The organism is uncultured Pelagimonas sp. (assembly GCF_947498515.1).
Taxonomy (GTDB): Bacteria; Pseudomonadota; Alphaproteobacteria; order Rhodobacterales; family Rhodobacteraceae; genus Pelagimonas.
On sequence record NZ_CANMKO010000001.1, the window covers coordinates 188,232 to 213,828 of the forward strand.

Here is a 25,597-nt window from a genome sequence, read left to right on the forward strand (position 1 = left end):
CCGCGCCCGATGCGGGATTTTTTCGCCATAGTCGCAATTGTTTTGGCGGTGATCGGTCTTGGTGTCTTTCGGGTGCCAGATGAAAACGCCCTTGTGGCCGCCGGGATCAAGGCGGCGGCCGATGGCGCGGTCTATCAGGAAAAACACCCGGTCAGCATTGCGGTTAAGGGGCGGGAAATCACCGCCGCCGGTCGCGTGGAAACCGAAGATGAGGCGCGCCAGATCGAGGCGCGCCTTGCCGCGTTGGAGGGGGTGGAAAAGGTTGTCGGGGATTGGACAATCCTGCCCAATGCCGCGTCTTTCACATTGGATTTGGTCAAATCGGATGCCGGGTATTCGGTTGCCGGATTTGTGCCAAATACCACGTTAAAACAAGAGATTGCTCAGGTTTTAGAGCTTGATTACGCCGATCTGACCGTTGCGGCCGGGGTTCCCGATGGGGATTGGGCGGACGTTGTGCGGGCCATGGTCCAAGAACTGAGCGCGCTGAAAGCGGGTCACATTCTTGTCTCTGATCACACGACTAATCTAAGCGGCACTGTGAACTTCCCCGCTGACAAACGGGCGCTTGATCAACGTTTGTCGCACTTGCCAGATGCCTATGAGGTGACCGCCAATATCACTGTGCTGGATGACGGAACGCCCTATCGGGTTTTGGTGGCCAAAGACCCACTGATGGGGGTGCGTTTTCAGGGGAAGATTCCGCCGAATTACCAGCTGCCTGATTTGTCAGAACTAGGCGGTTATGTACGCGGCTCTGTTGAGAACGCGCCCGTGGATCATGGTGTTCAAGGGTTTGAAAAGGCAGTTGAAACCGGCCTAATCCTGTTGACGGCCCTGCCACAAGGGTCGCTATCGGTCACGCCCGGTGGTGTTGCGGTTGATGGCGGGCCAATTGCAAAGGACATCGCCGACGGGATTGAACAATCCGCCCTGCAAGGCCTTCCTGATGGCTATGCGCTTAGCTTCGATTGGACGCCCGAGGCGGATACAACTCCCTTGTCGCTTGTGGCCGATTGGGATGGTCAAACACTGACGTTGTCCGGGCATGTGCCCAGCAGTTTTTTGGAAACGGCACCGGGCGAAATGCCTGATGATTTGGCGGCGGCGCTTTTGGCGCGCGCGGATTTTGGCGACAAAGCTGATGTTGCCCTAACTCGCTCGCCCTTTCCGGATTTGACTGGCTGGGAAGACCCATTTTGGCAGGCCTTGCCGGGGCTTCGGCATTTGCAAAACGGTCAGTTGGTTTTTGACGAAAATGGGGTGCAGATCACCGGCACAGCCGCCGATCCTCAGGCGCGGCGTTTGGCCCATCGCGCCGTAGCGGGCGGCGGCGAGTTGGATTTGATGTTGCAAGATGACGGGGCCCCGCCGAAGTTCTTGCTAAGTTTTGATGTGGCGACCGGTGCAACGGTCGAAGGCAAGCTGCCCGCCGGACTATCGGTGACGGCCATGGCCGAGGCACTTGGCCTCAAGGCTATTCGTGGCGCCCCGCCGGTATCTCCCGAGGGCGACGCCGCATCGGTTGAGGCGTTATTTGCGCAGGTTCAACCTTGGATGACGCATCTGGACGGGTTCGTTTTAAGCTATGACACAGCCGGTCTCAGCCTTGTTATCAAGGCTCTGCCGGGGCAAAACAGTGAGGCGCTTACCGCTTTGATGACGCAAGACCTCACCAGCGCAGCCCTTCGTATTGTCAACGCAAAACCGCCCCTAGAGGGGACGCGGCGCACGCATCTTGTTCTTGATCAGGCCCAGATTTTTTCGGCGGGGTATTGGTTGCCATCGCTGTCATTTTCGCCATCTGCTGAGGCGTGCAATGCGCAAATGGATTTGGCCCCAGAGGTGGGTTTCGACCCGGGCCGGTTTGAACCTTCGGTGTTGGCGTATTGGCCCTTGGCGCATCATGCCGCGATTGCCCGTATTTGTGCGCGTTTTGGGGATTTGCAGGCGGAGATATCGGCGGAGGTTGGTAGTTCGGAATTACCTATCTTAAACAAACAGTTGAGCCGTCGCCGGGCCGAAGCAATGCGCATGGCTTTGATCGCGCGTGGGGTGCCAGAAAATCACCTATCCACTGTGCAAACAAGTGAAGCCACCGGCCCGGATCGACTTGTGGTAAGCTGGCGCTAGGCCTCGTTCAAAAACTGCGCGGCGTGTTGACCGGCCCAAAGTCCGGTCGCCAAACAGGCGGTGAGCAAATAGCCACCCGTCGGCGCGTCCCAATCTATCATTTCTCCGGCGCAAAATATGCCGGGTTTGTTCTTTAACATCAGACCCTTGGTTAGACTGTCGAGCGGCACGCCACCAACAGTCGAAATCGCCTCGTCCAAGGGGCGGAGGCCTTGGTGACGTATTGGTAGGGCCTTGAGCAAACCGGCAAGCGTCGCCGGATCTTGGGGGAGCGGGCGTTGCATTTCGCTCGCAAGAGCAAGGGTTTGGGGGGCAAGGCGCAAGGTTTTGCGCAGGAAGTTGGCTTGGCTTTGTTTGCCGCGTGGTTTTGAGAGCTTTTGCGTCAAAGCTTCGACGCTTTGATCCGGGAACAGGTCGATTTCCAGCTCGGCGTTTTCGCGCAGCGCGGGCGACAAGGGATAAATGCCACCGCCCTCTAAACCACGCGCAGAAATCACCGCTTCGCCGCGTTGCATTGTGTGTCCGGCCTTAAAAATCGCGTTTTTGATTGGGCTGCCGAAATGGCGCGTCATATGCTGGGACCAGTCGATGACCAACCCGGCGTTCGACGGGGCAAATGGGACAAAATCCAGCCCGTTTTGTACAAATTGCCCACCCCATGATCCGTCCGACCCAAGGCGCGCCCAGCTACCACCGCCCAAGGCGAGGACCACGGCATCGGGGTGCTGATCAGCCGCGCCCTCCGGTGTCTCAAACCGCAAACACCCGTCTTGCCAATCGACCCAGCGCCAGCGTGTTCGAACCTGCAACCCTTTGTCCGTCAAGCGACGCAACCACGCGCGCAGCAACGGTGAGGCCTTCATCGATTTTGGGAACAACCGTCCGGATGAGCCGGTAAAGGTCTCCTGTCCCAAGGCTTCGGCCCAGGTCTTGACCTGCGACGGTCCGAACTGGTCCAGCATCGGTTTTAGTGCCTCGCCATCCCCGGCGTAAGCAGCCAAAAACCGATCGGCTGTTTCCATCTTGGTCAGGTTCAACCCTGACTTCCCGGCCATCAATAATTTGCGCGCCAGAGACGGTTTGGCCTCGGCCAAAATGACCGCATGACCGGCGTCCAAAAGGGTTTCGGCGGCCATCAGACCGGCAGGTCCGCCGCCAATGATCAAGGCGTGTTTCATGCGTCTGAGTTGCGGATTTCGACAACGCGATGCGGGTAGGGGATTTCGATGTCATTGTCGCGCAGGGCGTTCCAGATCAAGAACCCAACATCCGAGCTGAACTTGTTTTTGCCGTCGTCAATGCCGTTGACCCAAAATTCCACCGCGAACTCAACGCCGCTATCGCCAAAGGCGCGAAATTCGCAATCTGGTGGAAACGGATCATCCAAAACGCGCGGGTGTTTGGCGACGGCGGCTTCGATGATGTCGGGGATTTTGTTGATGTCGGTTTTATAGCTCACCGAGAAGGGGACTTCGTAGCGGTTAGAGGAGCCTTGATCGGAAAAGTTGATCACGCGAGTGGTGATGAAATCTTCGTTGGGGACCACGATCCAACGGCCGTCATAGCTCTCTAAGATCATCGCGCGGGCGGTTGTTTGGACGATGGTGCCCGCCATGCCATTGTCGAGTTCGACGTAATCGCCAACGGTGGCTTGCCCTTCGAGCAAAAGGATCACGCCGGAAATGTAGTTGGAGGCGATCTTTTGCAGACCAAACCCAAGACCAACACCAATGGCCCCGGACAGAACCGCCAAGGACGTCAGCGGGATGCCAACGATGCTCATCAAGAGGACAAAGGCGATGCCGTAGATGATCAATTCGGCGGCTTTGCGGGCCAATTGCCGGGCGGCGGGGCGCAGCTCTTCTTGGTTTTGGATATAGGTGCCGGTTTGGTCGTTGGACCAGCGGCCCAGCCAGAATAGGATTGAGCCAGCAATGACGCCGCGAATAACCGCCATGACGGTAAATTCGATATTCCCAAGGCTTACGGTCATTTCATTCAAGCGGGCGGTGGCGTCATCTAGCAAACCAAGGGTGTAGAGCGCCATGATCGGCAGCAAGATGAACTTGCCCAGCACCCGCAAAAACCCGTCTTGGATGATCTCATTGACCAGAATGCGCGCGGCAAGGAATAGGAAGACGCGTTTGCCAAAGGCGATCACCGCGCCAGAGCCGAACAAAGCGCGGGTCATTTGTTCGCCGATGCCGGTAAAGGCCCATGCCAAAAGCGGCAAAAGCAGCGGTACGAAGATCAGGAAAAACCGCCGGATCGTAGAAAGGATCGAGGTTTTGCCTTCTTCGGGGGTTAAAAACTTTTCCAAAAGCGGTTGCAGGCGTTTGGATAGGAACCAAGCCGCGCCAAAAGCCGCCACCAAAAGGCCGAACTGGGACCATGCCGCCGGGGAGAGGAGCCAGCCTTTGGCAATGTCCCAGGCCTGCACGGCATATCCGACCACGTTCTGGACGAATTGAGGTTGCGAGGCGAGGTCAAAATTCATGGCATATGATCCGGGTTTTGGCTCCGACAACTCTTGCCCGTCTGGGGGCAAAATCACAAGAGGGCGCGATATGGACGGTGTGGCGGATGTGCTTGGCCCGAAAAGAAGCGGGTGTCTTGCGAGAGGGCGGTAAGGGACATAGGTTGCCGGTGTTCATCGGAGCCACATCATGACCCACCGCTTTTCTGTTCGCGTCTATTACGAAGACACCGATATGGCCGGGATCGTTTACCATGCCAATTACCTGAAATTCATCGAGCGCGCGCGTTCGGATTGGGTCAAAGTTATGGGGCTTGATCAAAACACGATGCGTGAAGAGGGCATCGTGTTTGTGGTGCGCCGTATTGAGGCCGATTACCTATCTGCGGCCAAGTATGATGACGAGCTGATTGTGCAAACCGAGGTGCGCAGCATGGGCGGCGTGCGATTGGTTATGGGCCAAGAGGTGTTGCGCGAGGGCGAAGTGGTGTTTCGCGCCGAGGTGACGGCAGTTTGTATGACACTTGAGGGGCAACCGACGCGCCTCCCCAAACAGCTGCGCAAATCGGTACATTAAGTTGATCGTATCGCCTGCGGCGGGCGGACAAAATCCGTGCACGGATTTTGAGGGGGCCATTGGTCCGAGCGACAATTGCGACGCCCGTCTTGGTCGATAGTCAATTCACTTCGGGATATTTGTGGAAAGAAGACGTAACGGCGGCGTTCTCTGGCGGGGAATTGCCGGTCGTGGCGGAAATGTGCGAATTGACGCGCAGGCAGTAGCCTTTCCCCTGCAAATACGCTAACACTGCTGTTAATTAGAGCCCATAAACGCAGAGTTTCAACAGGGCCGACAGGAAAAAGAGCAGGTTCATGGAAGCAGAAACGCTTGCCCTAGCGCAGGAGATAGATTTCTCCATGTGGGGCCTATTCGCGCGCGCCACACTTACCGTCAAACTGGTTATGTTGATGTTGATCATCGCCTCGGTTTGGTCGTGGGCGATCATTTTCGACAAGCTGATGTCCTATCGCAAGGCCCGCAAGGAAGCCGATAGTTTTGACAAGGCGTTTTGGTCCGGTGAGCCGCTGGACGAGTTGTTCGATCAGATCGGGGTCGAACCGAAAGGGCGGGCCGAACGGGTCTTTGCCGCCGGTATGATGGAATGGCGCAGGAGCCATCGCGATGATGGTGGTTTGATCGCCAATGCCCAAAGCCGGATTGACCGATCCATGGATGTAACCATTCAAAAAGAAGCGGAAGCCTTGCAAAAGGGCCTACCGGTATTGGCAACCGTTGGGTCGACCGCGCCGTTTGTGGGTCTTTTCGGCACGGTGTTTGGCATCATGAACGCCTTTATCGAAATCGCCCAGCAACAGAACACATCGCTTGTGGTTGTGGCTCCGGGCATTGCCGAGGCGCTTTTGGCGACCGGTCTTGGTCTTATGGCCGCGATTCCGGCGGTGGTGTTTTACAACAAGCTATCGGCCGATAGTGACCGCATTATCGCGGGCTACGAAAGCTTTGCTGACGAATTTTCGACCATCCTTAGCCGCCAGTTGGATTCCTAAGCCATGGGCGCGGGTGTCATGAAAAACGGTGGTGGTGGCGGGAGCCGTCGTAGACGGGGGCGCAGGAGCAAAGCCGCGCCGATGTCCGAAATCAACGTCACGCCTTTTGTGGACGTCATGTTGGTGTTGCTGATCATCTTTATGGTCGCGGCACCGTTATTGACCGTCGGTGTTCCGGTAGAATTGCCCAAGACCGCCGCCCAAGCCTTGCCTCAGGAAACCGAAGAGCCGCTGACCGTATCGATTGCGGCGGATGGCACTGTGTTGATCCAAAGCACCGAAATCAGTCGCGAAGACCTGATCCCGCGCCTACGTGCCATTGCAGCAGAGCGTAGCGATGATCGGGTTTACCTGCGCGCCGATGGCGTGGTGCCATACGAAGACGTCGCCCAGATCATGGGGGCGTTGAATGCAGGTGGATTTTCCTCGATTGGGTTGGTGACCGACGTGGGCGGACCGGCTTTGAATGGCCCGGCCCCCGACAACGAAGACAACTAAGGCGCGGATATGCAGCGCGGTCTTGTCATATCAGGTGGGGCACATGCCCTGGCAATCGGATGGTTGCTGTTCGGGGGGCTGTTTCAGTCCGCCCCGCCAGAGATGGAAGTCGCTAATGTGTCGGTTATTTCCGAGGCAGAATTTGCCGCGCTGACCCAGCCCAACCCAAGCGGTCCGGCCCCCGATGCCCCACAGCCCGCCCCAGACCAACCCGCGCCGCCGCCCGAGCCAGAGCCGGAACCAGTGCGGCCAACGCCGCGCCCCGATCCTGTACCGACGCCACAGCCAGAACCGCAGCCGGTGCCGGAACAACCTGCGCCAGAGCCATTGCCGGTTGTGCCCGCGCCGCCGACCCCGGCCGAGGTCGTCGATACACCACCCGTTTTGATCCCGCCGGAACCTGAGCCTGATGTGCCGCCGGCGCCGGAACCCGCGCCTTTGCCCAGTTCGGCCGCCCCGACGCGCTCTTTGCGCCCCAAACCGCGTCCGGCCCCGCGAGTGGCCCCGGAACCTGTTGCGCCGCCAGAGCCTGATACCGTTGTGGCCGAGGAAACGCAGCGTGCCGCCGCGCCCGATGCCGAGAGCCCGGATGTGGTCGAAGATAGCCAAGAGGCCACCGCGCCAGAGGAAGCTACAACCGAGATCGTGACCGAGGCCGAAAAACCATCCGGCGCGGTGACAAAATCCTTGCGCCCACAGGCGCGCCCCCAAAGTGTTTCAGCGGCAGCCCCCGCACCAGCGGCCGAAGCAGAGCCAAGCCCGGCAACACCAAGCGCCGATGATGCTTTGAACGCAGCCTTGGCCGAAGCCCTAGCCGGGGGTAGCGATGATGAGGCCCCATCGGGCCCGCCGATGACACGCGGTGAAAAAGAGGGGCTCAAGTTAGCGGTTGAGGCCTGTTGGGTCGTTGATGTCGGATCACAGGCGGCCAATGTCACCGTGACCGTCGGGTTCGAGCTTGATCGCGACGGCAAAGTTGTGCCTAGCACATTGCAAATGATTTCATCCCAAGGCGGCAGCGGTGGCGCGCTTGAGGCGGCCTTCCAATCGGCACGCCGTGCGGTTTTGCGCTGTCAGAACACCGGTTACGACCTTCCGGTGGAAAAATATGACCATTGGAAACGGGTCGAAATGACCTTTGATCCATCGCAGATGCGCCTGCGTTGAGTTATGACGTGCGCAATTCCCCGCCAATTGGGACGCGCAAGAGTGTTTGTTACCGGTAAAAGTTTGGTTAAGGTGCGGACAACCGGGCATAGACCCGGCCACGACCGACAGAGCAGTTCCCAAGGAGGGACGATCATGCATACCCGCTTGGGATTATCTGGCTTGGCACAAATGGTGCTGGCTTTGGCGCTGATGCTGACCCCTTTCATGGCCTCGGCCCAAGAGCCGCTGCGCCTGACGCTTGATAGCGGTGTGGTCGAGCCGATGCCCTATGCGGTGCCCAATTTTGTTCCCGAAAGCTCGGACGCGATGGTGCATTCCGAAAACATCAGCCGGGTGATTGCCGACGATCTCACCGGCACCGGGTTGTTCCGCGAAATTGGCCGCGATGCCCATATCAGTACCGTGTCGAGCTTTGGTGCTCCGGTGCAATTTGCCGATTGGAAGGCGATCAATTCGCAAGCTTTGATCACCGGCGCAGTGAGCACCGATGGCACCGGTCGGATCATCGTGAAATTCCGGGTCTGGGATGTCTTCGCCGGTCAAGAGCTGGGCGAGGGGATGCAGTTTGCCTCGACTGCAGATGGTTGGCGACGGTTGGCGCATAAGGTTGCCGATCAGGTCTACGCCCGTCTCACAGGGGAAACGCCGTATTTCGACAGTCGCGTGGTGTTTGTGTCGGAAACCGGCCCCAAGAATGAACGTCAAAAGCGCCTTGCGGTGATGGATTATGACGGGGCGAATGTGCAATACCTGACCGACAGCCAGTCTATCGTTTTGGCCCCACGTTTCTCGCCCAATGGTGATCGGGTTTTGTACACGAGCTACGAAACCGGATTTCCGCGCGTGCATGTGTTGACGGTGGGCGATGTGCGCAGCCGGATTTTGCAGGCCAATGATGGTGTCATGAGTTTTGCGCCGCGGTTCTCGCCCGATGGTCGTACGGTTGTCTACTCGCTCACCCAAGGGTCCAACACCGATATTTGGGCGATGGATGTCGCCAGTACCGCGACCCGCCGTTTGTCGGTGTCGCCTGCTATTGAAACCGCGCCAAGCTATAGCCCAGATGGCAGTCAAATCGTGTTTGAAAGTGATCGCAGCGGCACTCAGCAGCTATATGTGATGCCCGCCAATGGCGGCGAAGCGGTGAGGATCAGCTTTGGCCAAGGGCGGTATGGAACACCGGTTTGGTCACCGCGCGGTGATCTGATTGCCTTTACCAAACAGAACGAAGGCCGTTTTCACATTGGTGTGATGCGTACGGACGGATCAGAAGAACGCCTGTTGACGGCGTCGTTTTTGGACGAGGGTCCAAGCTGGGCCCCAAATGGTCGCGTGTTGATGTTTGCGCGTGAAACGCAGGGCGCACAGGGGGCTTCGGCCTTGTATTCAGTGGATATTTCGGGACGCAACTTGAAACGGGTGCGCACGCCAGCCGGTGGATCGGACCCAAGCTGGGGACCGCTTCAGTAACCCGTCGCGCGACGTTGCGCAGGGGGGGGTACAAGACAACGAAGCGGATTCCCGCTGGCGACGAGCTGTGATAGGCTGCGCCCAAGAAGAGAGAGCAGGACGAGAGACATGACATATTTCCCAAAAGCAGCATTGCTGGTGGCGGCCCTTGGTCTGGCGGCCTGTACTAGCCCGGATCGCTTTGGCGATGGCCAAGGTGGCGCGGGCGCGGGCCTTGATACCAATGCCCCAACCACAAGCTATGCCCCAGGTAGCGCCGATGATCCGGCATCTGTTGCGCATTTTCAGCAACGGGTCGGTGACCGGGTGTTGTTCTTGGTTGATCAATCCTCGCTAACCGCCGAAGGACGCGCGACGCTTGACCGTCAGGCCCAGTGGCTGACGGTGAACTCAGACTATCTTGCCGTGATCGAAGGTCACGCCGACGAACAAGGCACCCGCCAGTACAACCTTGCCCTAGGTGCGCGCCGTGCCAATGCGGTGATGGAATATCTGGTGTCCAAGGGCGTGCCATCAAGCCGCTTGAAATTTGTCAGCTACGGCAAAGAACGCCCGCTTGAGATCTGTTCGGCCGAGGCGTGTTACGCCAAAAACCGCCGCGCTGTGACCATTCTGTCGGCCGGTTTGACGGGGTAACGCATGCGGGTTTCGTTTGCCTTTGGGCCGGTTCTGGCCCTGCTAATTGGCGGTGCTGCGGGACAGGCACACAGCGCCGAAACACTGGCGGATATTCGTCAGGATATGGTGGTTTTGTCGGTTGAGCTGAAAAAGCTTAAGCGCGAGCTAAGTACCACTGGCGGTAGTGGCGTGACCATTGCCGGTGATCAATTGGAACGCATCACATCCATTGAAACCCAGCTTCAGCGGATCACGGCCAAGGCCGAACAGCTGGAGCACCGGATTTCGCGGGTGACAAGCGACGGCACCAATCGCCTTGGCGATCTGGAGTTTCGGTTGTGCGAATTGGAGCCGGGCTGCGATATTGGCACCCTTGGCAAGACGACCATGTTGGGCGGCGATGCGGTTCCTGTGAGCACGCCCGCCCCAGCGATTGCCGAACCGACCGACGGTTTGCCGGTTGGGGCCGGTGAGTTGGCAGTGAGCGAAGAGGCTGACTTTCTGGACGCGCAAAAGGCGTTGAACGCCGGTGATTTTGCTGCTGCGGCGCAGATGTTTGCGGTCTTTCGCGAGACCTATCCGCTAGGCCCGCTGGAATCCGCGGCGCTTGTTGGCGAAGGTCGCGCCTTGGACGGGCAGGGCGACACGCGAGAAGCGGCGCGCCGTTACCTAAACGCCTACTCGGGGTTCCCCGACGATCAGGTCGCGCCCGAAGCGCTCTGGCGTTTGGGCGTGTCACTTGGGAAACTGGGGTCCACCCCAGAGGCCTGTGTGACCTTGGGCGAAGTTGCGGGTCGTTATCCGGGGTCGGAGTTCATCGCCAATGCCACCCAAAGCCGCGCGGACCTCGACTGCCAGTGACCCAAGACCTGCCCAATCTGGACCAACGCTTTGCCGAGGCGATGGGCCAGCTTTTGGGCCCGGATTTCCCCGATGAGATTGGCTTGGCCGTGTCGGGCGGCGGCGACAGCATGGCCATGTTGGCGCTTGCGCATAATTGGACGCGGGTCTGGGGCGTGAAGCTTCGGGTGGTGACCGTTGATCATGGCCTGCGCCCCGAAAGCAGCGACGAAGCGGCGATGGTTGCGGCGGAATGCAAAACCCTTGGCTGGCCGCATGACACGCACAAGTGGCAGTGGACTGGCGAGGGCAATCTCCAAGATCAGGCCCGCATTGGACGGCTTGAGATTTTCGACACATGGCGTGGTAACATGCGCCATGTTTTGGTCGGGCACACGCGCGATGACCTTGCCGAGACCTTTTTGATGCGTCTCAAACGTGGGTCGGGTGTTGATGGGTTGTCGGCAATGCTTGCCCGACGCAACGTCGTTGGGGCCGATGGTCAGTTTGAACTGCTGCGCCCCTGTCTTGATATGCGGCGTTCCGAGTTGCGGCACTATTTGACGGTTCTGAAAACCCCATGGGCCGATGATCCATCAAACGATGACACCAAATATGATCGTGTGAAAATGCGCCAATTGCTGGTTCAGTTGGAGGATGAGGGGCTGGGCGTTGATCGGCTGGCCGAAACCGCCAACCGCCTAAGGCGCGCGCAAGAGGCGTTGCGACGCCGGGCGGTTGATGTTTGGCGGCAGGTGGGGCGCGAGGGTGCCACGGAATTTGGTCCGACCGGTGACATATTGTTTGATCGCGACAAGTTGGCCGAGATCGAGCGCGAAACGCAGCTGCGTGTGATGGCGGCGGCGCTGCAATATGTCTCGGGGAAGGGGTATCGCCCGCGTGAGTCCGCCTTGGACTCAGTGCTCGAACTGGCGCTTTCTGGCGGGCATGCCACCCTGATGGGCTGTGAAATCAGGGTGGAACATCAAAATTTGAGAATATTTCCTGAGTTGAATGCCATACAGGATCAGCGGCTTGGGCCCAATCAGGGTGCGGTTTGGGACCATCGCTGGTCCCTCGCGGCCCCCCTGAAAGACGGGCAATTGATTGCCCCCTTGGGTGAAGACGGGTGGCAGCAGATTGCAGATAAGAAAGCAATGCCAGTGCCTTATCATGCCGCGCGTAGCTTGCCGGCCCTTTGGGAGGCGGGGCAATTGCGCGCCTGTGACCCCTTGGGGATCGGCGAACAACCAACCGTTCAATTGTACCGCAGCCACAGCTTTGAGCGCTTCCTTCTTTCGCATTGAAGTGGCGCGTTTCATGTCTATGTTGTGACACAACGCCCGGAGTGCGCGCCGCGCACCCGATTTCTTTTGCCGTCACTTGGGGGATCTTCCTTGGGCAACGCTCGTAATATCGCTTTCTGGATCGTACTTTTCGTTCTGATCCTTGCTCTTTTCAGCCTGTTTTCCGGCAGTGGAAACACCCTTCAAAGCAAGGAGGCAAGCTACTCTGAGTTTGTCGCCGCTGTTGAGGGTAAATCTGTCGATTCAGTTGTCATCGACGGCGAACAGGTTCGCTATCGCACCACAGACGGTGCCGACCATGTCGCCATTAAGCCGGAAGATCATGAGATCACTCAGCTTTTGATCGAAAACGACGTGCCAACATGGGCCGAACAGCAGGAACAATCCGGCTTTCAGGCCTTTGTGATTGGCTTGCTGCCCTTCCTGCTGCTTATCGGTGTGTGGATCTACTTTATGAACCGCATGCAAGGCGGTGGCAAAGGTGGCGCGATGGGCTTTGGCAAATCCAAGGCCAAGCTTTTGACCGAAAAAGCCGGCCGCGTGACCTTTGATGATGTCGCCGGTATCGACGAGGCCAAAGAAGAGCTTGAAGAGATCGTGGAATTCCTGCGCAACCCGCAGAAATTCTCGCGTCTTGGTGGTAAAATCCCCAAGGGTGCCTTGCTTGTTGGCCCTCCCGGTACGGGTAAAACCCTTTTGGCGCGTGCCATCGCGGGCGAGGCGGGCGTACCGTTCTTTACAATTTCGGGGTCTGACTTTGTTGAAATGTTCGTGGGTGTCGGTGCAAGCCGCGTGCGCGACATGTTTGAGCAGGCCAAGAAAAACGCACCTTGTATCGTGTTCATCGACGAAATCGACGCCGTGGGCCGCGCCCGTGGTCAAGGGTACGGCGGCGGCAACGACGAGCGCGAACAGACGCTCAACCAGTTGCTTGTTGAGATGGATGGGTTTGAAGCCAACGAAGGTGTGATCATCGTTGCGGCCACCAACCGTCGCGACGTTCTTGACCCTGCTTTGCTACGCCCGGGTCGTTTTGACCGCCAGGTCACCGTGCCGAACCCAGACATCAAAGGCCGTGACAAGATTTTGGGCGTGCATGCGCGCAAAATCCCACTTGGCCCAGATGTTGATCTGCGCATCATCGCGCGCGGGACGCCCGGTTTTTCCGGTGCCGATCTGGCCAACCTTGTGAACGAAGCGGCGCTGATGGCGGCACGTGTCGGTCGCCGGTTTGTGACCATGGAAGATTTCGAACAGGCCAAAGACAAGGTCATGATGGGTGCCGAGCGCCGCAGCATGGTTTTGACCGATGAGCAAAAGGAAATGACCGCCTATCACGAAGCTGGTCACGCCTTGGTCGGGATTCACCTGCCAAAATGTGACCCGGTTTATAAGGCGACGATCATCCCGCGCGGCGGAGCCTTGGGCATGGTGATGAGCCTGCCTGAGATTGACCGTTTGAACATGTTCAAAGACGAATGCCACCAGCGTTTGGCCATGACTATGGCGGGCAAGGCGGCTGAGATCATCAAATATGGTGAGGATCAGGTCTCGAACGGTCCGGCGGGCGACATCCAACAGGCATCGGCCTTGGCGCGGGCCATGGTCTTGCAATGGGGCATGTCAGACAAGATCGGCAACATTGATTACCGCGAAGCCGCTGAAGGGTATCAGGGCAACACTGCTGGCCTGTCGGTATCGGCGCATACCAAAGAGCTAATCGAAGAAGAAGTGCGCGGGTTTATCCAAACGGGTTATGATCTGGCGCGGGAAATCATTCTGGAACGCCAAGAGGATTTTGAGCGTCTGGCGCAAGGTTTGCTTGAATACGAAACCCTGACCGGTGAAGAAATCCAACGGGTTATGCGCGGTGAGCCGCCGCATGCGGATGATGATGATCACGGTGGCAGCGCCGAGGCAGAAAAACCCAGCCTGACTGCGATTCCGAAAACCAAATCCAAAGCCAAACCGTCGGGTGATGGCGACATGGAACCGGAACCCAACGCATGACGACAGAGCAGGGCGCAAAATGGAATCCTGAGGCCTATCAACGGTTCAAAGGGGTTCGTTTGCGCCCTGCAATCGATTTGATCCACGCGCTGCCTGAGTTGCCTGATGGGGCGATCGTGGATCTTGGCTGTGGTAGCGGAGCGGTTGGCGAGGCCCTTAAAGGACTTGGTCGTCACCTGATCGGGATCGATAACAGCCCAGAAATGTTGGCCGAAGCAGAAAAAACCGGAAGCTATGACAGCTTGGTATCGTCGGACATCAGCACATGGGCTCCGGATGACGCCCCGGCGCTGATCTTTTCCAACGCAGCGTTGCAATGGGTGGACAACCATCAAGATGTGTTGCCACGGTTGATGGGCCTCTTGAAGCCGGGCGGCACGCTTGCCGTGCAAATGCCCCACCAGAACAACGCCCCATCCCATCACATCTGGAAAAGTCTTGCAGAAGAGTTTTGGCCCGGTCGCATAGATTTCGCAACCGGCCCTGATGTGATGTTGCCAGCAAGCTATCACCACCTGTTGTCGCCGCTGGGTCATCTGACCCTGTGGGAAACCGAATACTATCAGGTGTTGGAGCCGGTCCAGACCGGCCATCCGGTGCGACGGTTTACCGAGTCCACCTATGGCTTGCCGATTTTGCAAACCTTGGACGAGGCAGAACAAACCCGGTTGATCGAGGCCTATGAGGCGGTGATCGGCACCGCATATCCAGAGGCCCAGGATGGAACGGTGCTATTCCCGTTCCGGCGTATGTTCATGACGTTGACGCGCCCCTCCTAAGGGCATGTTTCAAGTCTGACAAAATCTGTGCGGCAAATGGCCGATGTTTTGCTAACTGTGGCCTTGTCAAATCCGGGCTCCATCGGTCTATTCGCGGCACATGACGCGCGAAAAGGACATGCTATGCCCGCCCTGAAACCGACCGACTATTATGCAACCATTACATGGGCCGGGGCTGTGCCGGATGGCGACGGTCTGCGTGCTGTTGCTTCGGATAGCCTCACTTTGGGCTGGGATGGGCCAGAAGATGAAAAGCACGGCGGTCGCACCCGCCCATCCTGTAGCCGGGTCACATCACAACATGAACGCGGCACCGAGATCGCCAATGTGCGCCAGCTTTCTGTTTTGTCGCAAGAAGAGCTAAACGCGATTGCCGCCGATATGGGGATCGAAGCGCTTGATCCGCTTTATCTCGGCGCGACTTTGGTGATCGAAGGAATTGCAGATTTCAGCTTTGTCCCGCCATCGTCCCGGCTTCAGGCCGAAAATGGCACGACCATCACAATAGATATGAACAATCGCCCTTGTATTTTCCCCGGCAAGGAGATCGAAGCCGATATGCCGGGCTATGGTCCCAAGTTCAAACCCGCCGCCAACAATCGGCGCGGTGTGACCGCTTGGGTGGAACGTCCGGGTGTGTTGATGGTCGGTGACAAGCTGCGTTTGCACATCCCGGATCAACGCGCTTGGACCGCCGAGGCCAAGTAACAAAACGTGCGGGTCGGAGACATGCGTTTCCGATCCGCTCCGCACCGCGCTTCCTCGCGCCGCTACAACGCCTAGAAATGTCGGATTCGCTGTCACCCTTTGTCGTTTCCCACGATATGCGTGGATCAACGACACAATTTTTTCGACAGGGATCGCACTGATGGCTTTTAAAACCGACATCGAAATCGCCCGTGAGGCCAAGAAAAAGCCGATCATGGAAATCGGCGCCAAGCTTGGCATCGACGCTGAACATTTGCTGCCATACGGCCATGACAAGGCCAAGGTCAGCCAAGAGTTCATCAACTCGGTTCAGGATCGTGAAAACGGCAAACTGATCCTTGTGACCGCGATCAACCCGACGCCTGCGGGCGAAGGCAAGACCACAACAACCGTTGGTCTAGGTGACGGTTTGAACGCTATTGGCAAAAACGCCATGGTCTGTATCCGCGAAGCGTCGCTTGGCCCGAACTTTGGCATGAAGGGCGGCGCCGCCGGTGGTGGCATGGCGCAGATCGTGCCGATGGAGGAAATGAACCTTCACTTTACCGGGGATTTCCACGCGATCACCTCGGCGCACAACCTTCTTTCGGCGATGATCGACAACCACATCTATTGGGGCAACGAGCTTGAGATCGACGAGCGCCGCGTGACATGGCGCCGTGTGCTTGACATGAACGACCGCGCGCTGCGTGATACCGTGACCTCGCTTGGTGGTGTTGCCAATGGCTTCCCGCGTCAGACCGGGTTTGACATCACCGTGGCCTCCGAAGTCATGGCGATCCTCTGCCTCGCCAAAGACTTGAACGATCTGCAAACCCGTCTGGGTGACATGATCGTGGCCTATCGCCGTGATCGCAGCCCGATCTATGCGCGTGATATCAAAGCCGACGGCGCGATGACCGTGTTGCTGCGCGATGCGATGCAACCGAACCTTGTTCAGACCCTCGAAAACAACCCGGCCTTTGTGCATGGCGGTCCATTCGCCAACATCGCCCATGGCTGTAACTCGGTCACCGCGACAACAACCGCGCTGAAATTGGCCGACTATGTTGTGACAGAAGCGGGCTTTGGGGCCGATCTTGGCGCTGAAAAGTTCATGAACATCAAATGCCGCAAAGCCGGTCTTGCCCCCGATTGTGTGGTTTTGGTTGCGACCATCCGCGCCATGAAAATGAACGGCGGCGTGGCCAAAGCGGACCTTGGGGACGAGAACGTGGATGCGGTCAACGAAGGCTGTGCAAACCTTGGTCGCCACATCGGCAACCTCAAGCAATTCGGCGTGCCGGTTGTTGTGGGCATCAACCATTTTGTCACTGATACCGACGCCGAAGTGCAGGCGGTTATCGACTATGTGGAAACCCAAGGCGCAGAAGCGATCCTGTGCCAGCACTGGGAAAAAGGCTCTGAAGGCACCAAGGCGCTTGCCACCCGCGTGGCCGAAATCGCCGATGCAGGTGTGTCGCAATTCGCACCGCTTTACAAAGATGATCTGCCGCTGTTTGAGAAAATCGAGCGTATTGCAACCTCGATCTATCGTGCCGACGAAGTCATCGCCGATAAGAAAGTGCGCGACCAATTGCGCGCCTGGGAAGCGGCCGGTTATGGCCATCTGCCGATCTGTATCGCCAAGACCCAGTATTCGTTTAGCACCGATCCATCATTGCGCGGTGCGCCGACTGGTCACTCTGTTCCAGTGCGTGAGGTTCGTCTCAGCGCGGGTGCTGGTTTCGTGATCGCGATCTGCGGTGACATCATGACCATGCCGGGCCTGCCACGCAAACCCGCAGCGGAAAACATCCGCATCAACGAAGAGGGTCTGGTCGAAGGTCTGTTCTAAAAAGACCGGAACGATTTGATTGCGAATAGGCGTTCGGCGGGGTAGGGCATGACCGTGAAATCTTTGGATGGACACAGCATGTTAGACCCCGCCGATTGCCCTGATATGGCGACCCTGCGCACTCAGATTGATGCGCTGGATCGCGACCTGATTAGCCTGTTGAAAACGCGGATGGGCTATATTGACCGCGCCGTTGAAATCAAGACGGGCGTTGGGTTACCCGCCAATATTCCCGCCCGTGTCGAAGACGTTGTGACCAAGGTCAAAGCCGCCGCCGTCGAGCAAGAGCTAGACCCGGAATTGGTCGAGGTGCTTTGGCGGCATTTGATTGATTGGTCGATTGCGCGCGAGGCGCAGACGATCAAACTAGACTGAAAGGCAAGCTATGCGCGCTGCACTCATTGACGGAAAATCCATCGCAGCAGACATGCGCGCCGAGGTCGCCAAAGACGCGGCCGCCTTGGCCGACGCGGGCTGGGCACCAAAGCTGGTCTCGATCAGTGTTGGAGATACCGCCGCGGCCGAGCTTTATGTGCGCAACCAACAACGGCAGGCCAATTCGGCCGGGGTTGAGTTTGAAGCGCGCAATTATCCTAGCGAAACCTCGCTTGAGCAGATGACTGGTATTTTGCAGGGGTTAAACGCCGATCCGCGCGTCAACGGTATCATCATTCAACGCCCTTTGCCCGAACACATCCCGGTGAAAGTGCTGCAAAAAATGGTGCATCCGCTCAAGGATGTAGAGGGCATGCACCCCGCATCGATCGGCAATATTGTCTATAATGATCTGGCACTTGGCCCCTGTACGGCCGTTGCGGCGGTTGAGATTTTGAAAACCCTGCCCATGGATATGGAAGGGTTGAACGTCACCGTGATTGGGCATTCCGAAATCGTCGGCAAGCCGATCGCGTTTTTGATGATGGGTCTTGGGGCGACGGTCACCGTGTGCCATCACATGACTCGGTCTGTCGCCATGCATAGCCGCGCCGCAGATGCGGTGTTTGTGGCGGTGGGCAAACCCGGTCTGGTGACGGGTGATATGCTCAAACCCGGTGCGGCGCTGATCGACATCGGCATCAACCGGATCGAGACACCCGAAGGTGGGAAAACCGTTGGGGACGCCGATTTTGACAGCTGTGCCGAAGTGGCAGGTTGGATCACGCCGGTGCCCGGCGGTGTCGGCCCAGTGACCGTGGCGACCTTGATGAAAAACGCCGTTTTGGCAACACGTATGCAGATGGAACACTACCGAGACGCCTATGCGCGGACGGATATCTAAGAGGATATGACATGACAGCGACAGTGATCGACGGCAAAGCCTTTGCGGCCAAAGTGCGTGGCCAAGTGGCCGAACATGTGACCCGCATTAAAGAAGAAAACGGTATCACCCCCGGTTTGGCGGTGGTTCTGGTCGGCGAAGACCCCGCGAGCCAAGTTTATGTGCGGTCCAAAGGCAAGATGACCGTGGAATGCGGTATGAATTCCTTTGAGCACAAGCTTGATGTGGATACCTCCGAAGAAGACCTGCTGGCGCTTCTTGATAAGCTCAACGCCGACCCGGCGGTGCATGGTATTTTGGTTCAGCTGCCTTTGCCCGGTCACTTGAACGAAGATCTGGTGATCAACCGCATTGATCCGGCCAAAGACGTTGATGGGTTCCACATTTCCAACGTTGGCCTTTTGTCGACCGGTCAGAAATCGATGGTGCCTTGCACGCCGCTGGGCTGTTTGATGATGCTGCGCGATCACCATGGCTCTTTGTCTGGTCTAAACGCCGTTGTCGTTGGGCGCTCCAACATTGTGGGCAAGCCGATGGCCAACCTGCTGCTGCGCGATAGCTGTACCGTGACCATCGCGCATTCGCGCACCAAAGACATTCAAGAGGTTTGTAAACAAGCGGACATCGTCGTGGCCGCCGTTGGCCGTGCCGAAATGGTGACCGGCGATTGGATCAAACCCGGTGCGACCGTGATTGACGTTGGCATCAACCGAATTGATGCCCCTGAAAAGGGCGAAGGCAAGACGCGCCTTGTTGGGGATTGTGATTATGCCAGCTGTGCCGAAGTGGCCGGTGCGATCACGCCAGTGCCCGGTGGCGTTGGCCCAATGACCATCGCCTGTTTGCTGGCCAACACGTTGACCGCGTGCTGTCGCGCCAATGGTCTAAGCGAACCTGAAGGTTTGACGGCCTAATAAATGCGCGCACAGTCATGGATGTGTTCGTGCGCGACCCAACGCACCCGGTCGGCCTTGGCCATGAAACCGGGTGTCGTTTTGTAGGCATAAGAGCCTAGGCGCGGTTTTTCGCCACCATATACGGGCGTATTATGGACGCCGCCCATTGCCATGCGTTAGAAGTGCGCGGTGGGCAAGGGGGGCATTATGCACCGTATCATCATTTCACTGGCGCTTGCGCTTGTTGTTGCTGGCTGTGGCAATCCGTTGAAAGACGTGCCCAAGTTGAGCGATGTCGAGGTGGATACATCCGCAGGTCAGGCCGATGCACTTGCTGCTCCGATTGACGCAGCCTTGGATGAGGCCTTGGTTGACCAAGCCCCCGTGGCGGTTACGCCTACTGAAAAACCCTCCAAAGGTTTGATGGGCTTTTTGAAGCGCAAAGCCGACGAGGCCAAAAGCGCGCCGGTCATTGGGGATACGCCCGAAGACATCGCCGGCGAGGTGTTGGTTGCAGAGCCTGACGCAGACGCGGTTCTTGTGGTTGAAAATGCCGATGGTTCTGATGGTGCCGCGCCGCTGGTGTTGGCGGCTTTGCCCGAACCCGAGATCGAGGCCACACCCAAGCCCAAAAAGAAGGGTTTGTTTGGGTTGTCCGGTGGAAGTGGCGACAGCGCGCGTAAGCCCAAACGCAGCAAAGGCCCCAAACCCGGCGACCCGGATTACGAACAAGTGGCGCTTGGTACATCTTTACCCTATGGCAAAATCGCCCGTGTGTGCGGGGCCAACCCATCGCAAATGGGCAAAAAGGCCGGACAGTGGCCGGAGCGCGGGCGCGGCTATACGCTTTATGATAGCGCGCCGGGGGCCACCGGGCAGCGGAGTTTCTATATCACCGGATTTGACGATGGCTGTGCGCGGGTGTTCAGCGCGGCGCTTGTGCTATTTGCCTCACCCGAAAGCTATGAGGCGATCCATTACGGGCCAGCCGGGGCAACCTTACCCACGTCGGCAACCGATGTCGCCTATGAAAAGGTCAAGTCGCGCGTTTGTCGTGTTGGCAAAGGCAAGCCCTGTGGCAGCAAGATGAAAAAGCTAAGCAAAGACACGGTCTTTGTGACCGTTTACGAACGGTTCGGCGGCAGCCCACGCTGGAAAAACTTCCTGCTGCATGATGGGCGTGTCGAAGCGATGGATATCAAATCCTGAGTTTGCTTTGCGCGCTGAAACAGTTGTTCAATAGTGCGGGGGGCGTTCATCGCCGATGATAACGCCGCCGCCGCCCTGAGTTTCGCGATCAGCTTCGCGCGCCATGAGCATCAGAACCCGGTCATTGAGTATCGCCAGCTCTTTGTCCTGACGGGCAACGGTGTCCGACAGCTCATCCACCGTTTTTATCAGATGCGCGATGCGTTCTTCGAGATGTGTGATGTCGGTCATGGTTGGCGCTCCCTTTGTGGTGGGCAATAGGCTGGTCTGGAGGGGCAGGCAAGGTTTAGCTGGGTAAAGATATCTTTGGGAAGTTTTGAAGCAGAACATTTTTTATGTCTTCGAGCGCGCTATTACTGACGACGATGCGATGCAAGCGCTGGACCTCTTTTCTGCCATCTGGAGTGATGTCCAGATCATGAGGGTCAGACCATGTTAGAAATTTCCCGGTCATCTTACCATTTTTCCAACGCGACAGTTTTGAAGTAAATGACCGGCGTTTTCCGAGTTGCGTCGGATCATAGGCGCATAGGGCATCAAACAACATATCCTGACTGATGGCACCGTCGCTATCGACGACGCCCTGTACGGCATATAGCATCAGATAGTTGGAGAACTTTGCAATTTCGCTTGATTTTATTGACGAGCTGTAGGGCTTTGGCGGATTGGGGGACGGTTCGACATGTTGCGCTGGCGCAACCTTGCCGATGTCGCCACCCGTGAGCTCAAATATCTCTTGAACCGTTTCCTTCAAACGGTTTACTTGTTTTTCCAGATCTGGGGTCAACTCGGACTTTGAAACATCGAGCATCACATCTCTTACGGGCTTACAATACTCATCCAGCGCGTCTTCCAGCGCTTTTAGTCTCTGGCGGATATCCGCGGCAGTTTCGCCGTCCTTGGCCATGACGTGTACGTGTCCCTAACGTGTTGCGCGATGCGGTCGCGCGTTGCCCGGTAGAGTTGCGCGCTATTCTGGATTGTGTATTGTAATTGATTGCAGCAGAGCATTGTAGCGGATTGTATCGCAATGCGTGTTATAATGTCGAATGTTTCCTTTTTCGTTAAAATTGTTTGGTTTTTCGGGGTGGATGTAGCGGATTATACGGTAGTATTGCGTATATCTTGATGGGTCACCGGGCGATATTGCGGGTTTGGCTACGAATCGACGTATCGCGTCGAGGTGGACACAGTGATTCTTGTCCCCTGTTTCATGTATCAATATCCTCGGCTGCAATTGGGTATCTGTTCACGAAACCGGAGACCCTACCATGAAGCTTTTCTTCCTGATTTCCACGAGCCTCATCTGCCTGAGCCTTCTCGCCAAAAACCAGATTTGGAACTCTGGTCAAACTCAGGCACTAGACATTCTACTGGCCAGCATTGTTTTCGCCTGCGTTGGTGCGCTTATTCAGCATTGGAAACTACGCCGCAAGGATTGAGCCGCTTTCCCCTGTTTGCTTGCCCCAGGGGACTGGGGCAGGTAGAGGGGGGCACAACGGATTTTGAACCCGGAAGAGACCATGGCCAAAGTTAAAAAAGCTCCCCGCCCCAAGGCACAGACGCCCAAGGGGTTTCGCGACTATTTCGGCGCTGAGGTGACCGAACGCGCAGACATGCTCAAAACGATTGCCGAGGTCTACCATCAATACGGGTTTGATGCGCTGGAAAGCTCAGGCGTTGAGACGGTTGAAGCCTTGGGCAAGTTCCTTCCGGATGTGGATCGCCCGAATGAGGGCGTGTTTGCCTGGCAGGACGAAGACGACGCGTGGATGGCGTTGCGCTATGATTTGACCGCGCCTTTGGCCCGTGTTTACGCGCAGCACCGCAATGATCTTCCGCTGCCTTACCGCCGTTATGCGATGGGGCCGGTTTGGCGCAACGAAAAGCCCGGACCGGGGCGGTATCGTCAGTTTTATCAATGTGATGCGGATACGGTTGGCGCGGCGAATGTTGCGGCGGATGCCGAGATTTGCGCGATGCTGTCTGATACGTTGGAACGCGTCGGCATTCCGCGTGGTGACTATTTGGTGCGCGTCAACAATCGCAAAGTTTTGAACGGTGTGCTCGAAACCATGGGCTTGTCAGATGACAAACAGCGCGACGATGTCCTGCGCACCATCGACAAGTTCGACAAGGTCGGCGAAGCGGGTGTGCGCGAGCTTTTGGGCAAGGGGCGCTTGGATGCGTCCGGGGCCTATATCGACGGTGTTGGGCTATCTGCGGATCAGGCCGAGCCTGTTGTGGCGTTCTTGACGTCCAAGGATGCGGATGTGGCGAAAACCTTTGCCAATCTGCAAGATGCAATTGGCGGCTCCAAGGTCGGTTCCGAAGGTGTGGGCGAGCTTGAAAAGATCGGTGATCTTTTGGCGGCGCAGGGCTATGGCGCGGATCGGATTGAAATCGATCCAAGCGTGGTGCGCGGCCTTGGCTACTACACCGGACCGGTGTTCGAAGCTGAGCTGACTTTTGAAATCCTTGATGACAAGGGCCGCAAGCGCCAATTCGGATCGGTTGCCGGTGGTGGCCGCTACGATGATCTCGTCAAACGGTTCACTGGCCAAGAAGTGCCAGCGACCGGTGTGTCGATTGGTGTCGATCGCCTTTTGGCGGCTTTGCGTGAAAAAGGCCGGATTGGCGGGACCGTTGCGGCGGGGCCGGTTGTCGTGACCGTCATGGATAAAAACCGCATGGCCGATTATCAGACTATGGTGGCCGAGCTGCGCAATGCAGGCATCCGCGCCGAGGTTTATTTGGGCAACCCCAAGAATTTCGGCAACCAGTTGAAGTATGCCGACAAACGTCAAAGCCCGGTGGCGGTTATTGAGGGCGGGGATGAACATGAAAACGGTGTAGTTCAGATCAAAGACCTGATCCTTGGTGCTAAAATCGCCGAGAATGCCACGCTTGAGGAATGGAAAGAGCGCCCCAGCCAATACGAAGTGCCGCGTGACCAATTGGTCGCCAAGGTGCGCGAGATTTTGGACCTGAATTCATGAGCCTGACAGAAATCAACGCCAAGGCTGCCGCGCTTAAGGCGGCCTTTCAATCCGCTGGGGCGGAGGCGCTGGAATGCGATATTCTGCTCTCAGCAGAAACATTTCTTGACCTATATGGCGAAGACGTGCGCACTCGCGCCTATGTCTCGTCCGACCCAGCGCGGGGCGAAGTGATGCTGCGCCCGGACTTTACCGTTCCAGTCGTGCAAAAGCACATGGATGAGGGGGCCGAACCCGCGCGCTATACCTATAGTGGACCGGTTTTTCGTCGTCAGGAAGAGCATCCTGAGCGCGCGTCGGAATATGTTCAGGTTGGCTATGAGGTCTTTGATCGCGAAGACCCAGAGGCCGCCGACGCCGAGGTTTTCGCGCTGTTTTCCGAAACGCTGGCCGGTTATGGGCTGCGTGCGGTCACCGGCGATATCGGCATTTTGACCGCAGCAGTGCAGGGGTTAGAGACGTCTGAGCGGCGGCGCGCGGCCTTGATGCGCCACATCTGGCGGCCACGCCGGTTCCGCGCCTTGTTGGATCGGTTTTCGGGGCGTGCCCCGGTGCCACCATCACGCGCGGCACTTTTGGCGGCCAAGGATCCCTTTGCCGAGGCCGGGCCCTTTAACGGCATGCGGTCCGAGGCGGAAATCCGGGCGCGCGTTGACGCTCTCAAGGCCGACGCCAAAGAAGCCCCGCTATCCAAAAGTCAGGTTGAGCTTATCGAAAGCGTGCTCAAGGTTTCGGAAACTTGCACCTTTGCCTTGGAACAACTGCGCGACATCGCCGTTGACCTTCCGGCGATGAGCGATGCGGTTGAGCGGTTCGCCCGCCGCAGCGAGGCTTTGGCGGCGCGTGGTGTCGATGTGGACAAGCTTGATTTCGAGGCCAATTATGGTCGGACCTCGATGGAGTATTATGACGGTTTTGTTTTTGGCTTGCTGTCGACCCAGCCGGGTATGCCCGCCGTGGCGACCGGTGGCCGATACGATGCGCTGACCCGTCGTTTGGGGCGCGGGCGTGAAATTCCGGCGGTGGGCGGCGTTGTGCGCCCCGATCTGTTGTTTGGTCTGGAGACACGGTCATGAGCATCAAACTGGGGGTGCCGTCCAAGGGGCGGTTGATGGAAAAAACCTTTGACTGGTTTGGCGCGCGCGGTGTGAGCGTCGCCCGGACCGGGTCAGACCGGGAATATGCCGGGGCCGTTGATGGCGTTGAAGGCGTTGAACTTGTGCTGCTTTCGGCCGGGGAAATCCCACGCGAATTGTCGGCGGGACGCATCCATTTGGGGGTGACCGGTACGGACCTGATCCAAGAAAAGCTGGTGCAATGGGATCAGAAGGTTGAACCCTTGGCCGAACTTGGATTTGGCCACGCAGACCTGATCATCGCGGTGCCAAATTGCTGGGTTGATGTGAATACGCTGGATGATCTTGATGCGGCGGCAGCGGCATTTCGAGAGCAACACGGGTTTAGAATGCGGATCGCAACGAAGTATCACCGGTTGGTGCGTCACTATCTGCATCGCGGGGGTGTGGCGGATTATCAACTGGTAGATAGTCAGGGCGCAACCGAAGGCACGGTCAAGAACCTCACTGCCGAAGCCGTGGCCGACATCACGTCGAGCGGAGAAACCCTGCGGGCCAATCACCTGAAAATTTTGGACGAAGAGCCGGTGCTTCGCTCACAAGCGACGCTGTTCCGTAGCCGAGTGGCTCAGCTTGAGGGCAAAGATCGCGCAGCGCTTGAGGCATTGCGCGACCTTTTAGGGGTGTGACACCAAATTCCGTGCACGGAATTTGCAAAACTTT

At 57.6% G+C, this 25,597-nt stretch carries 26 protein-coding genes; 21 read left to right on the top strand and 5 right to left on the bottom strand.

Annotated elements, in window-relative coordinates; translation table 11 throughout:
• The first annotated feature begins 9 nt into the window (after positions 1 to 9).
• On the top strand, positions 10 to 2,133 hold the full coding sequence (locus Q1A43_RS01060; protein WP_299931789.1) for a BON domain-containing protein: 2,124 nt from the start codon (positions 10 to 12) through the stop codon (positions 2,131 to 2,133).
• Here the strand turns inward: Q1A43_RS01060 and Q1A43_RS01065 are convergent.
• Both Q1A43_RS01065 and Q1A43_RS01070 read right to left on the bottom strand, forming a co-directional pair.
• Positions 2,130 to 3,311 carry a TIGR03862 family flavoprotein gene (locus tag Q1A43_RS01065; protein WP_299931791.1) on the bottom strand — a complete coding sequence of 394 codons (1,182 nt, stop codon included), beginning with the start codon at positions 3,309 to 3,311 and terminating at the stop codon, positions 2,130 to 2,132. The two genes, Q1A43_RS01060 and Q1A43_RS01065, sit on opposite strands and share 4 nt — an antisense overlap.
• Complete coding sequence (locus Q1A43_RS01070; RefSeq protein ID WP_299929609.1) at positions 3,308 to 4,630, bottom strand: mechanosensitive ion channel domain-containing protein; 1,323 nt, start codon at positions 4,628 to 4,630, stop codon at positions 3,308 to 3,310. The genes Q1A43_RS01065 and Q1A43_RS01070 overlap by 4 nt, the downstream gene beginning before the upstream one ends.
• A gap of 169 nt (positions 4,631 to 4,799) precedes the next feature.
• Between Q1A43_RS01070 and ybgC the strand changes: the two genes are divergently transcribed.
• From ybgC to folD, 15 genes are all read left to right on the top strand, one after another.
• Positions 4,800 to 5,186: a tol-pal system-associated acyl-CoA thioesterase gene (gene ybgC / locus Q1A43_RS01075; protein ID WP_299931793.1), complete on the top strand. Its 387-nt coding sequence runs from the start codon at positions 4,800 to 4,802 to the stop codon at positions 5,184 to 5,186.
• 296 nt (positions 5,187 to 5,482) lie between these two features.
• Positions 5,483 to 6,178 carry a protein TolQ gene (gene tolQ / locus Q1A43_RS01080; RefSeq protein ID WP_299929604.1) on the top strand — a complete coding sequence of 232 codons (696 nt, stop codon included), beginning with the start codon at positions 5,483 to 5,485 and terminating at the stop codon, positions 6,176 to 6,178.
• A 3-nt stretch (positions 6,179 to 6,181) separates the two neighbouring features.
• A complete protein-coding gene (tolR, locus tag Q1A43_RS01085; protein ID WP_299931795.1) occupies positions 6,182 to 6,676 on the top strand; it encodes a protein TolR in 495 nt (164 codons plus the stop codon).
• Between the two features lie 9 nt (positions 6,677 to 6,685).
• A complete protein-coding gene (locus Q1A43_RS01090; RefSeq protein WP_299931797.1) occupies positions 6,686 to 7,843 on the top strand; it encodes a cell envelope biogenesis protein TolA in 1,158 nt (385 codons plus the stop codon).
• 171 nt (positions 7,844 to 8,014) lie between these two features.
• Entirely contained in the window at positions 8,015 to 9,316 is a 1,302-nt protein-coding gene (gene tolB / locus Q1A43_RS01095; RefSeq protein WP_299929671.1) for a Tol-Pal system beta propeller repeat protein TolB, read from the top strand.
• Between the two features lie 108 nt (positions 9,317 to 9,424).
• Positions 9,425 to 9,952, top strand: coding sequence for a peptidoglycan-associated lipoprotein Pal (pal, locus tag Q1A43_RS01100; protein WP_299931798.1), 528 nt, complete (start codon positions 9,425 to 9,427; stop codon positions 9,950 to 9,952).
• Positions 9,953 to 9,955: 3 nt separating this feature from the next.
• Positions 9,956 to 10,795: a tetratricopeptide repeat protein gene (locus Q1A43_RS01105; RefSeq protein WP_299931799.1), complete on the top strand. Its 840-nt coding sequence runs from the start codon at positions 9,956 to 9,958 to the stop codon at positions 10,793 to 10,795.
• Positions 10,792 to 12,081 (top strand): tRNA lysidine(34) synthetase TilS, encoded by a 1,290-nt coding sequence (gene tilS, locus Q1A43_RS01110; RefSeq protein WP_299931801.1) that lies wholly within the window; start codon positions 10,792 to 10,794, stop codon positions 12,079 to 12,081. Before Q1A43_RS01105 ends, tilS begins: the two co-directional genes overlap by 4 nt.
• Before the next feature lie 90 nt (positions 12,082 to 12,171).
• On the top strand, positions 12,172 to 14,091 hold the full coding sequence (gene ftsH / locus Q1A43_RS01115) for an ATP-dependent zinc metalloprotease FtsH (protein ID WP_299929589.1): 1,920 nt from the start codon (positions 12,172 to 12,174) through the stop codon (positions 14,089 to 14,091).
• Entirely contained in the window at positions 14,088 to 14,870 is a 783-nt protein-coding gene (locus Q1A43_RS01120) for a methyltransferase domain-containing protein (protein ID WP_299929586.1), read from the top strand. Before ftsH ends, Q1A43_RS01120 begins: the two co-directional genes overlap by 4 nt.
• Before the next feature lie 123 nt (positions 14,871 to 14,993).
• Entirely contained in the window at positions 14,994 to 15,578 is a 585-nt protein-coding gene (locus tag Q1A43_RS01125) for an MOSC domain-containing protein (RefSeq protein WP_299931803.1), read from the top strand.
• A 160-nt stretch (positions 15,579 to 15,738) separates the two neighbouring features.
• Positions 15,739 to 17,415: a formate--tetrahydrofolate ligase gene (locus tag Q1A43_RS01130; protein WP_299929578.1), complete on the top strand. Its 1,677-nt coding sequence runs from the start codon at positions 15,739 to 15,741 to the stop codon at positions 17,413 to 17,415.
• 78 nt (positions 17,416 to 17,493) lie between these two features.
• Positions 17,494 to 17,790, top strand: coding sequence for a chorismate mutase (locus tag Q1A43_RS01135; protein WP_299929670.1), 297 nt, complete (start codon positions 17,494 to 17,496; stop codon positions 17,788 to 17,790).
• A 10-nt stretch (positions 17,791 to 17,800) separates the two neighbouring features.
• Positions 17,801 to 18,694 (top strand): bifunctional 5,10-methylenetetrahydrofolate dehydrogenase/5,10-methenyltetrahydrofolate cyclohydrolase, encoded by an 894-nt coding sequence (locus tag Q1A43_RS01140; protein ID WP_299929575.1) that lies wholly within the window; start codon positions 17,801 to 17,803, stop codon positions 18,692 to 18,694.
• 11 nt (positions 18,695 to 18,705) lie between these two features.
• Positions 18,706 to 19,608 (top strand): bifunctional methylenetetrahydrofolate dehydrogenase/methenyltetrahydrofolate cyclohydrolase FolD, encoded by a 903-nt coding sequence (gene folD, locus Q1A43_RS01145; protein WP_299929572.1) that lies wholly within the window; start codon positions 18,706 to 18,708, stop codon positions 19,606 to 19,608.
• Here folD and Q1A43_RS01150 read toward each other — a convergent pair.
• On the bottom strand, positions 19,605 to 19,757 hold the full coding sequence (locus tag Q1A43_RS01150; RefSeq protein ID WP_299931805.1) for a hypothetical protein: 153 nt from the start codon (positions 19,755 to 19,757) through the stop codon (positions 19,605 to 19,607). The two genes, folD and Q1A43_RS01150, sit on opposite strands and share 4 nt — an antisense overlap.
• Before the next feature lie 40 nt (positions 19,758 to 19,797).
• On the opposite strand from Q1A43_RS01150, the gene Q1A43_RS01155 reads away from it, so the two are divergent.
• Positions 19,798 to 20,799, top strand: a complete 1,002-nt coding sequence (locus Q1A43_RS01155) for a hypothetical protein (RefSeq protein WP_299931807.1) — start codon at positions 19,798 to 19,800, stop codon at positions 20,797 to 20,799.
• Positions 20,800 to 20,826: 27 nt separating this feature from the next.
• Here the strand turns inward: Q1A43_RS01155 and Q1A43_RS01160 are convergent, their stop codons facing one another.
• Both Q1A43_RS01160 and Q1A43_RS01165 read right to left on the bottom strand, forming a co-directional pair.
• Entirely contained in the window at positions 20,827 to 21,030 is a 204-nt protein-coding gene (locus Q1A43_RS01160; RefSeq protein WP_299931809.1) for a SlyX family protein, read from the bottom strand.
• A gap of 55 nt (positions 21,031 to 21,085) precedes the next feature.
• Positions 21,086 to 21,706 (bottom strand): hypothetical protein, encoded by a 621-nt coding sequence (locus Q1A43_RS01165; protein WP_299931811.1) that lies wholly within the window; start codon positions 21,704 to 21,706, stop codon positions 21,086 to 21,088.
• A gap of 364 nt (positions 21,707 to 22,070) precedes the next feature.
• On the opposite strand from Q1A43_RS01165, the gene Q1A43_RS01170 reads away from it, so the two are divergent.
• The 4 genes from Q1A43_RS01170 (at position 22,071) to hisG (ending at position 25,563) form a co-directional block, all read left to right on the top strand.
• On the top strand, positions 22,071 to 22,241 hold the full coding sequence (locus tag Q1A43_RS01170) for a hypothetical protein (protein WP_299931813.1): 171 nt from the start codon (positions 22,071 to 22,073) through the stop codon (positions 22,239 to 22,241).
• Between the two features lie 81 nt (positions 22,242 to 22,322).
• Complete coding sequence (gene hisS, locus Q1A43_RS01175; protein ID WP_299931815.1) at positions 22,323 to 23,798, top strand: histidine--tRNA ligase; 1,476 nt, start codon at positions 22,323 to 22,325, stop codon at positions 23,796 to 23,798.
• The gene (locus tag Q1A43_RS01180; RefSeq protein ID WP_299931817.1) at positions 23,795 to 24,874 is read left to right on the top strand and encodes an ATP phosphoribosyltransferase regulatory subunit; all 1,080 of its coding nucleotides are present in this window, start codon (positions 23,795 to 23,797) and stop codon (positions 24,872 to 24,874) included. The genes hisS and Q1A43_RS01180 overlap by 4 nt, the downstream gene beginning before the upstream one ends.
• Complete coding sequence (gene hisG, locus Q1A43_RS01185; RefSeq protein ID WP_299929558.1) at positions 24,871 to 25,563, top strand: ATP phosphoribosyltransferase; 693 nt, start codon at positions 24,871 to 24,873, stop codon at positions 25,561 to 25,563. The genes Q1A43_RS01180 and hisG overlap by 4 nt, the downstream gene beginning before the upstream one ends.
• Positions 25,564 to 25,597 lie beyond the last annotated feature (34 nt).

What these genes read in the sequence shown, in the direction of transcription:
- Q1A43_RS01060 (WP_299931789.1), top strand. Translation starts at nt 10, where the DNA reads ATGCGGGATTTTTTCGCCATAGTCGCAATTGTTTTGGCGGTGATCGGT.
- Q1A43_RS01065 (WP_299931791.1), bottom strand. Translation starts at nt 3,311, where the DNA reads ATGAAACACGCCTTGATCATTGGCGGCGGACCTGCCGGTCTGATGGCC.
- Q1A43_RS01070 (WP_299929609.1), bottom strand. Translation starts at nt 4,630, where the DNA reads ATGAATTTTGACCTCGCCTCGCAACCTCAATTCGTCCAGAACGTGGTC.
- ybgC (WP_299931793.1), top strand. Translation starts at nt 4,800, where the DNA reads ATGACCCACCGCTTTTCTGTTCGCGTCTATTACGAAGACACCGATATG.
- tolQ (WP_299929604.1), top strand. Translation starts at nt 5,483, where the DNA reads ATGGAAGCAGAAACGCTTGCCCTAGCGCAGGAGATAGATTTCTCCATG.
- tolR (WP_299931795.1), top strand. Translation starts at nt 6,182, where the DNA reads ATGGGCGCGGGTGTCATGAAAAACGGTGGTGGTGGCGGGAGCCGTCGT.
- Q1A43_RS01090 (WP_299931797.1), top strand. Translation starts at nt 6,686, where the DNA reads ATGCAGCGCGGTCTTGTCATATCAGGTGGGGCACATGCCCTGGCAATC.
- tolB (WP_299929671.1), top strand. Translation starts at nt 8,015, where the DNA reads ATGGTGCTGGCTTTGGCGCTGATGCTGACCCCTTTCATGGCCTCGGCC.
- pal (WP_299931798.1), top strand. Translation starts at nt 9,425, where the DNA reads ATGACATATTTCCCAAAAGCAGCATTGCTGGTGGCGGCCCTTGGTCTG.
- Q1A43_RS01105 (WP_299931799.1), top strand. Translation starts at nt 9,956, where the DNA reads ATGCGGGTTTCGTTTGCCTTTGGGCCGGTTCTGGCCCTGCTAATTGGC.
- Q1A43_RS01120 (WP_299929586.1), top strand. Translation starts at nt 14,088, where the DNA reads ATGACGACAGAGCAGGGCGCAAAATGGAATCCTGAGGCCTATCAACGG.
- Q1A43_RS01125 (WP_299931803.1), top strand. Translation starts at nt 14,994, where the DNA reads ATGCCCGCCCTGAAACCGACCGACTATTATGCAACCATTACATGGGCC.
- Q1A43_RS01130 (WP_299929578.1), top strand. Translation starts at nt 15,739, where the DNA reads ATGGCTTTTAAAACCGACATCGAAATCGCCCGTGAGGCCAAGAAAAAG.
- Q1A43_RS01135 (WP_299929670.1), top strand. Translation starts at nt 17,494, where the DNA reads ATGTTAGACCCCGCCGATTGCCCTGATATGGCGACCCTGCGCACTCAG.
- Q1A43_RS01140 (WP_299929575.1), top strand. Translation starts at nt 17,801, where the DNA reads ATGCGCGCTGCACTCATTGACGGAAAATCCATCGCAGCAGACATGCGC.
- folD (WP_299929572.1), top strand. Translation starts at nt 18,706, where the DNA reads ATGACAGCGACAGTGATCGACGGCAAAGCCTTTGCGGCCAAAGTGCGT.
- Q1A43_RS01150 (WP_299931805.1), bottom strand. Translation starts at nt 19,757, where the DNA reads ATGGGCGGCGTCCATAATACGCCCGTATATGGTGGCGAAAAACCGCGC.
- Q1A43_RS01155 (WP_299931807.1), top strand. Translation starts at nt 19,798, where the DNA reads ATGCACCGTATCATCATTTCACTGGCGCTTGCGCTTGTTGTTGCTGGC.
- Q1A43_RS01160 (WP_299931809.1), bottom strand. Translation starts at nt 21,030, where the DNA reads ATGACCGACATCACACATCTCGAAGAACGCATCGCGCATCTGATAAAA.
- Q1A43_RS01165 (WP_299931811.1), bottom strand. Translation starts at nt 21,706, where the DNA reads ATGGCCAAGGACGGCGAAACTGCCGCGGATATCCGCCAGAGACTAAAA.
- Q1A43_RS01170 (WP_299931813.1), top strand. Translation starts at nt 22,071, where the DNA reads ATGAAGCTTTTCTTCCTGATTTCCACGAGCCTCATCTGCCTGAGCCTT.
- hisS (WP_299931815.1), top strand. Translation starts at nt 22,323, where the DNA reads ATGGCCAAAGTTAAAAAAGCTCCCCGCCCCAAGGCACAGACGCCCAAG.
- Q1A43_RS01180 (WP_299931817.1), top strand. Translation starts at nt 23,795, where the DNA reads ATGAGCCTGACAGAAATCAACGCCAAGGCTGCCGCGCTTAAGGCGGCC.
- hisG (WP_299929558.1), top strand. Translation starts at nt 24,871, where the DNA reads ATGAGCATCAAACTGGGGGTGCCGTCCAAGGGGCGGTTGATGGAAAAA.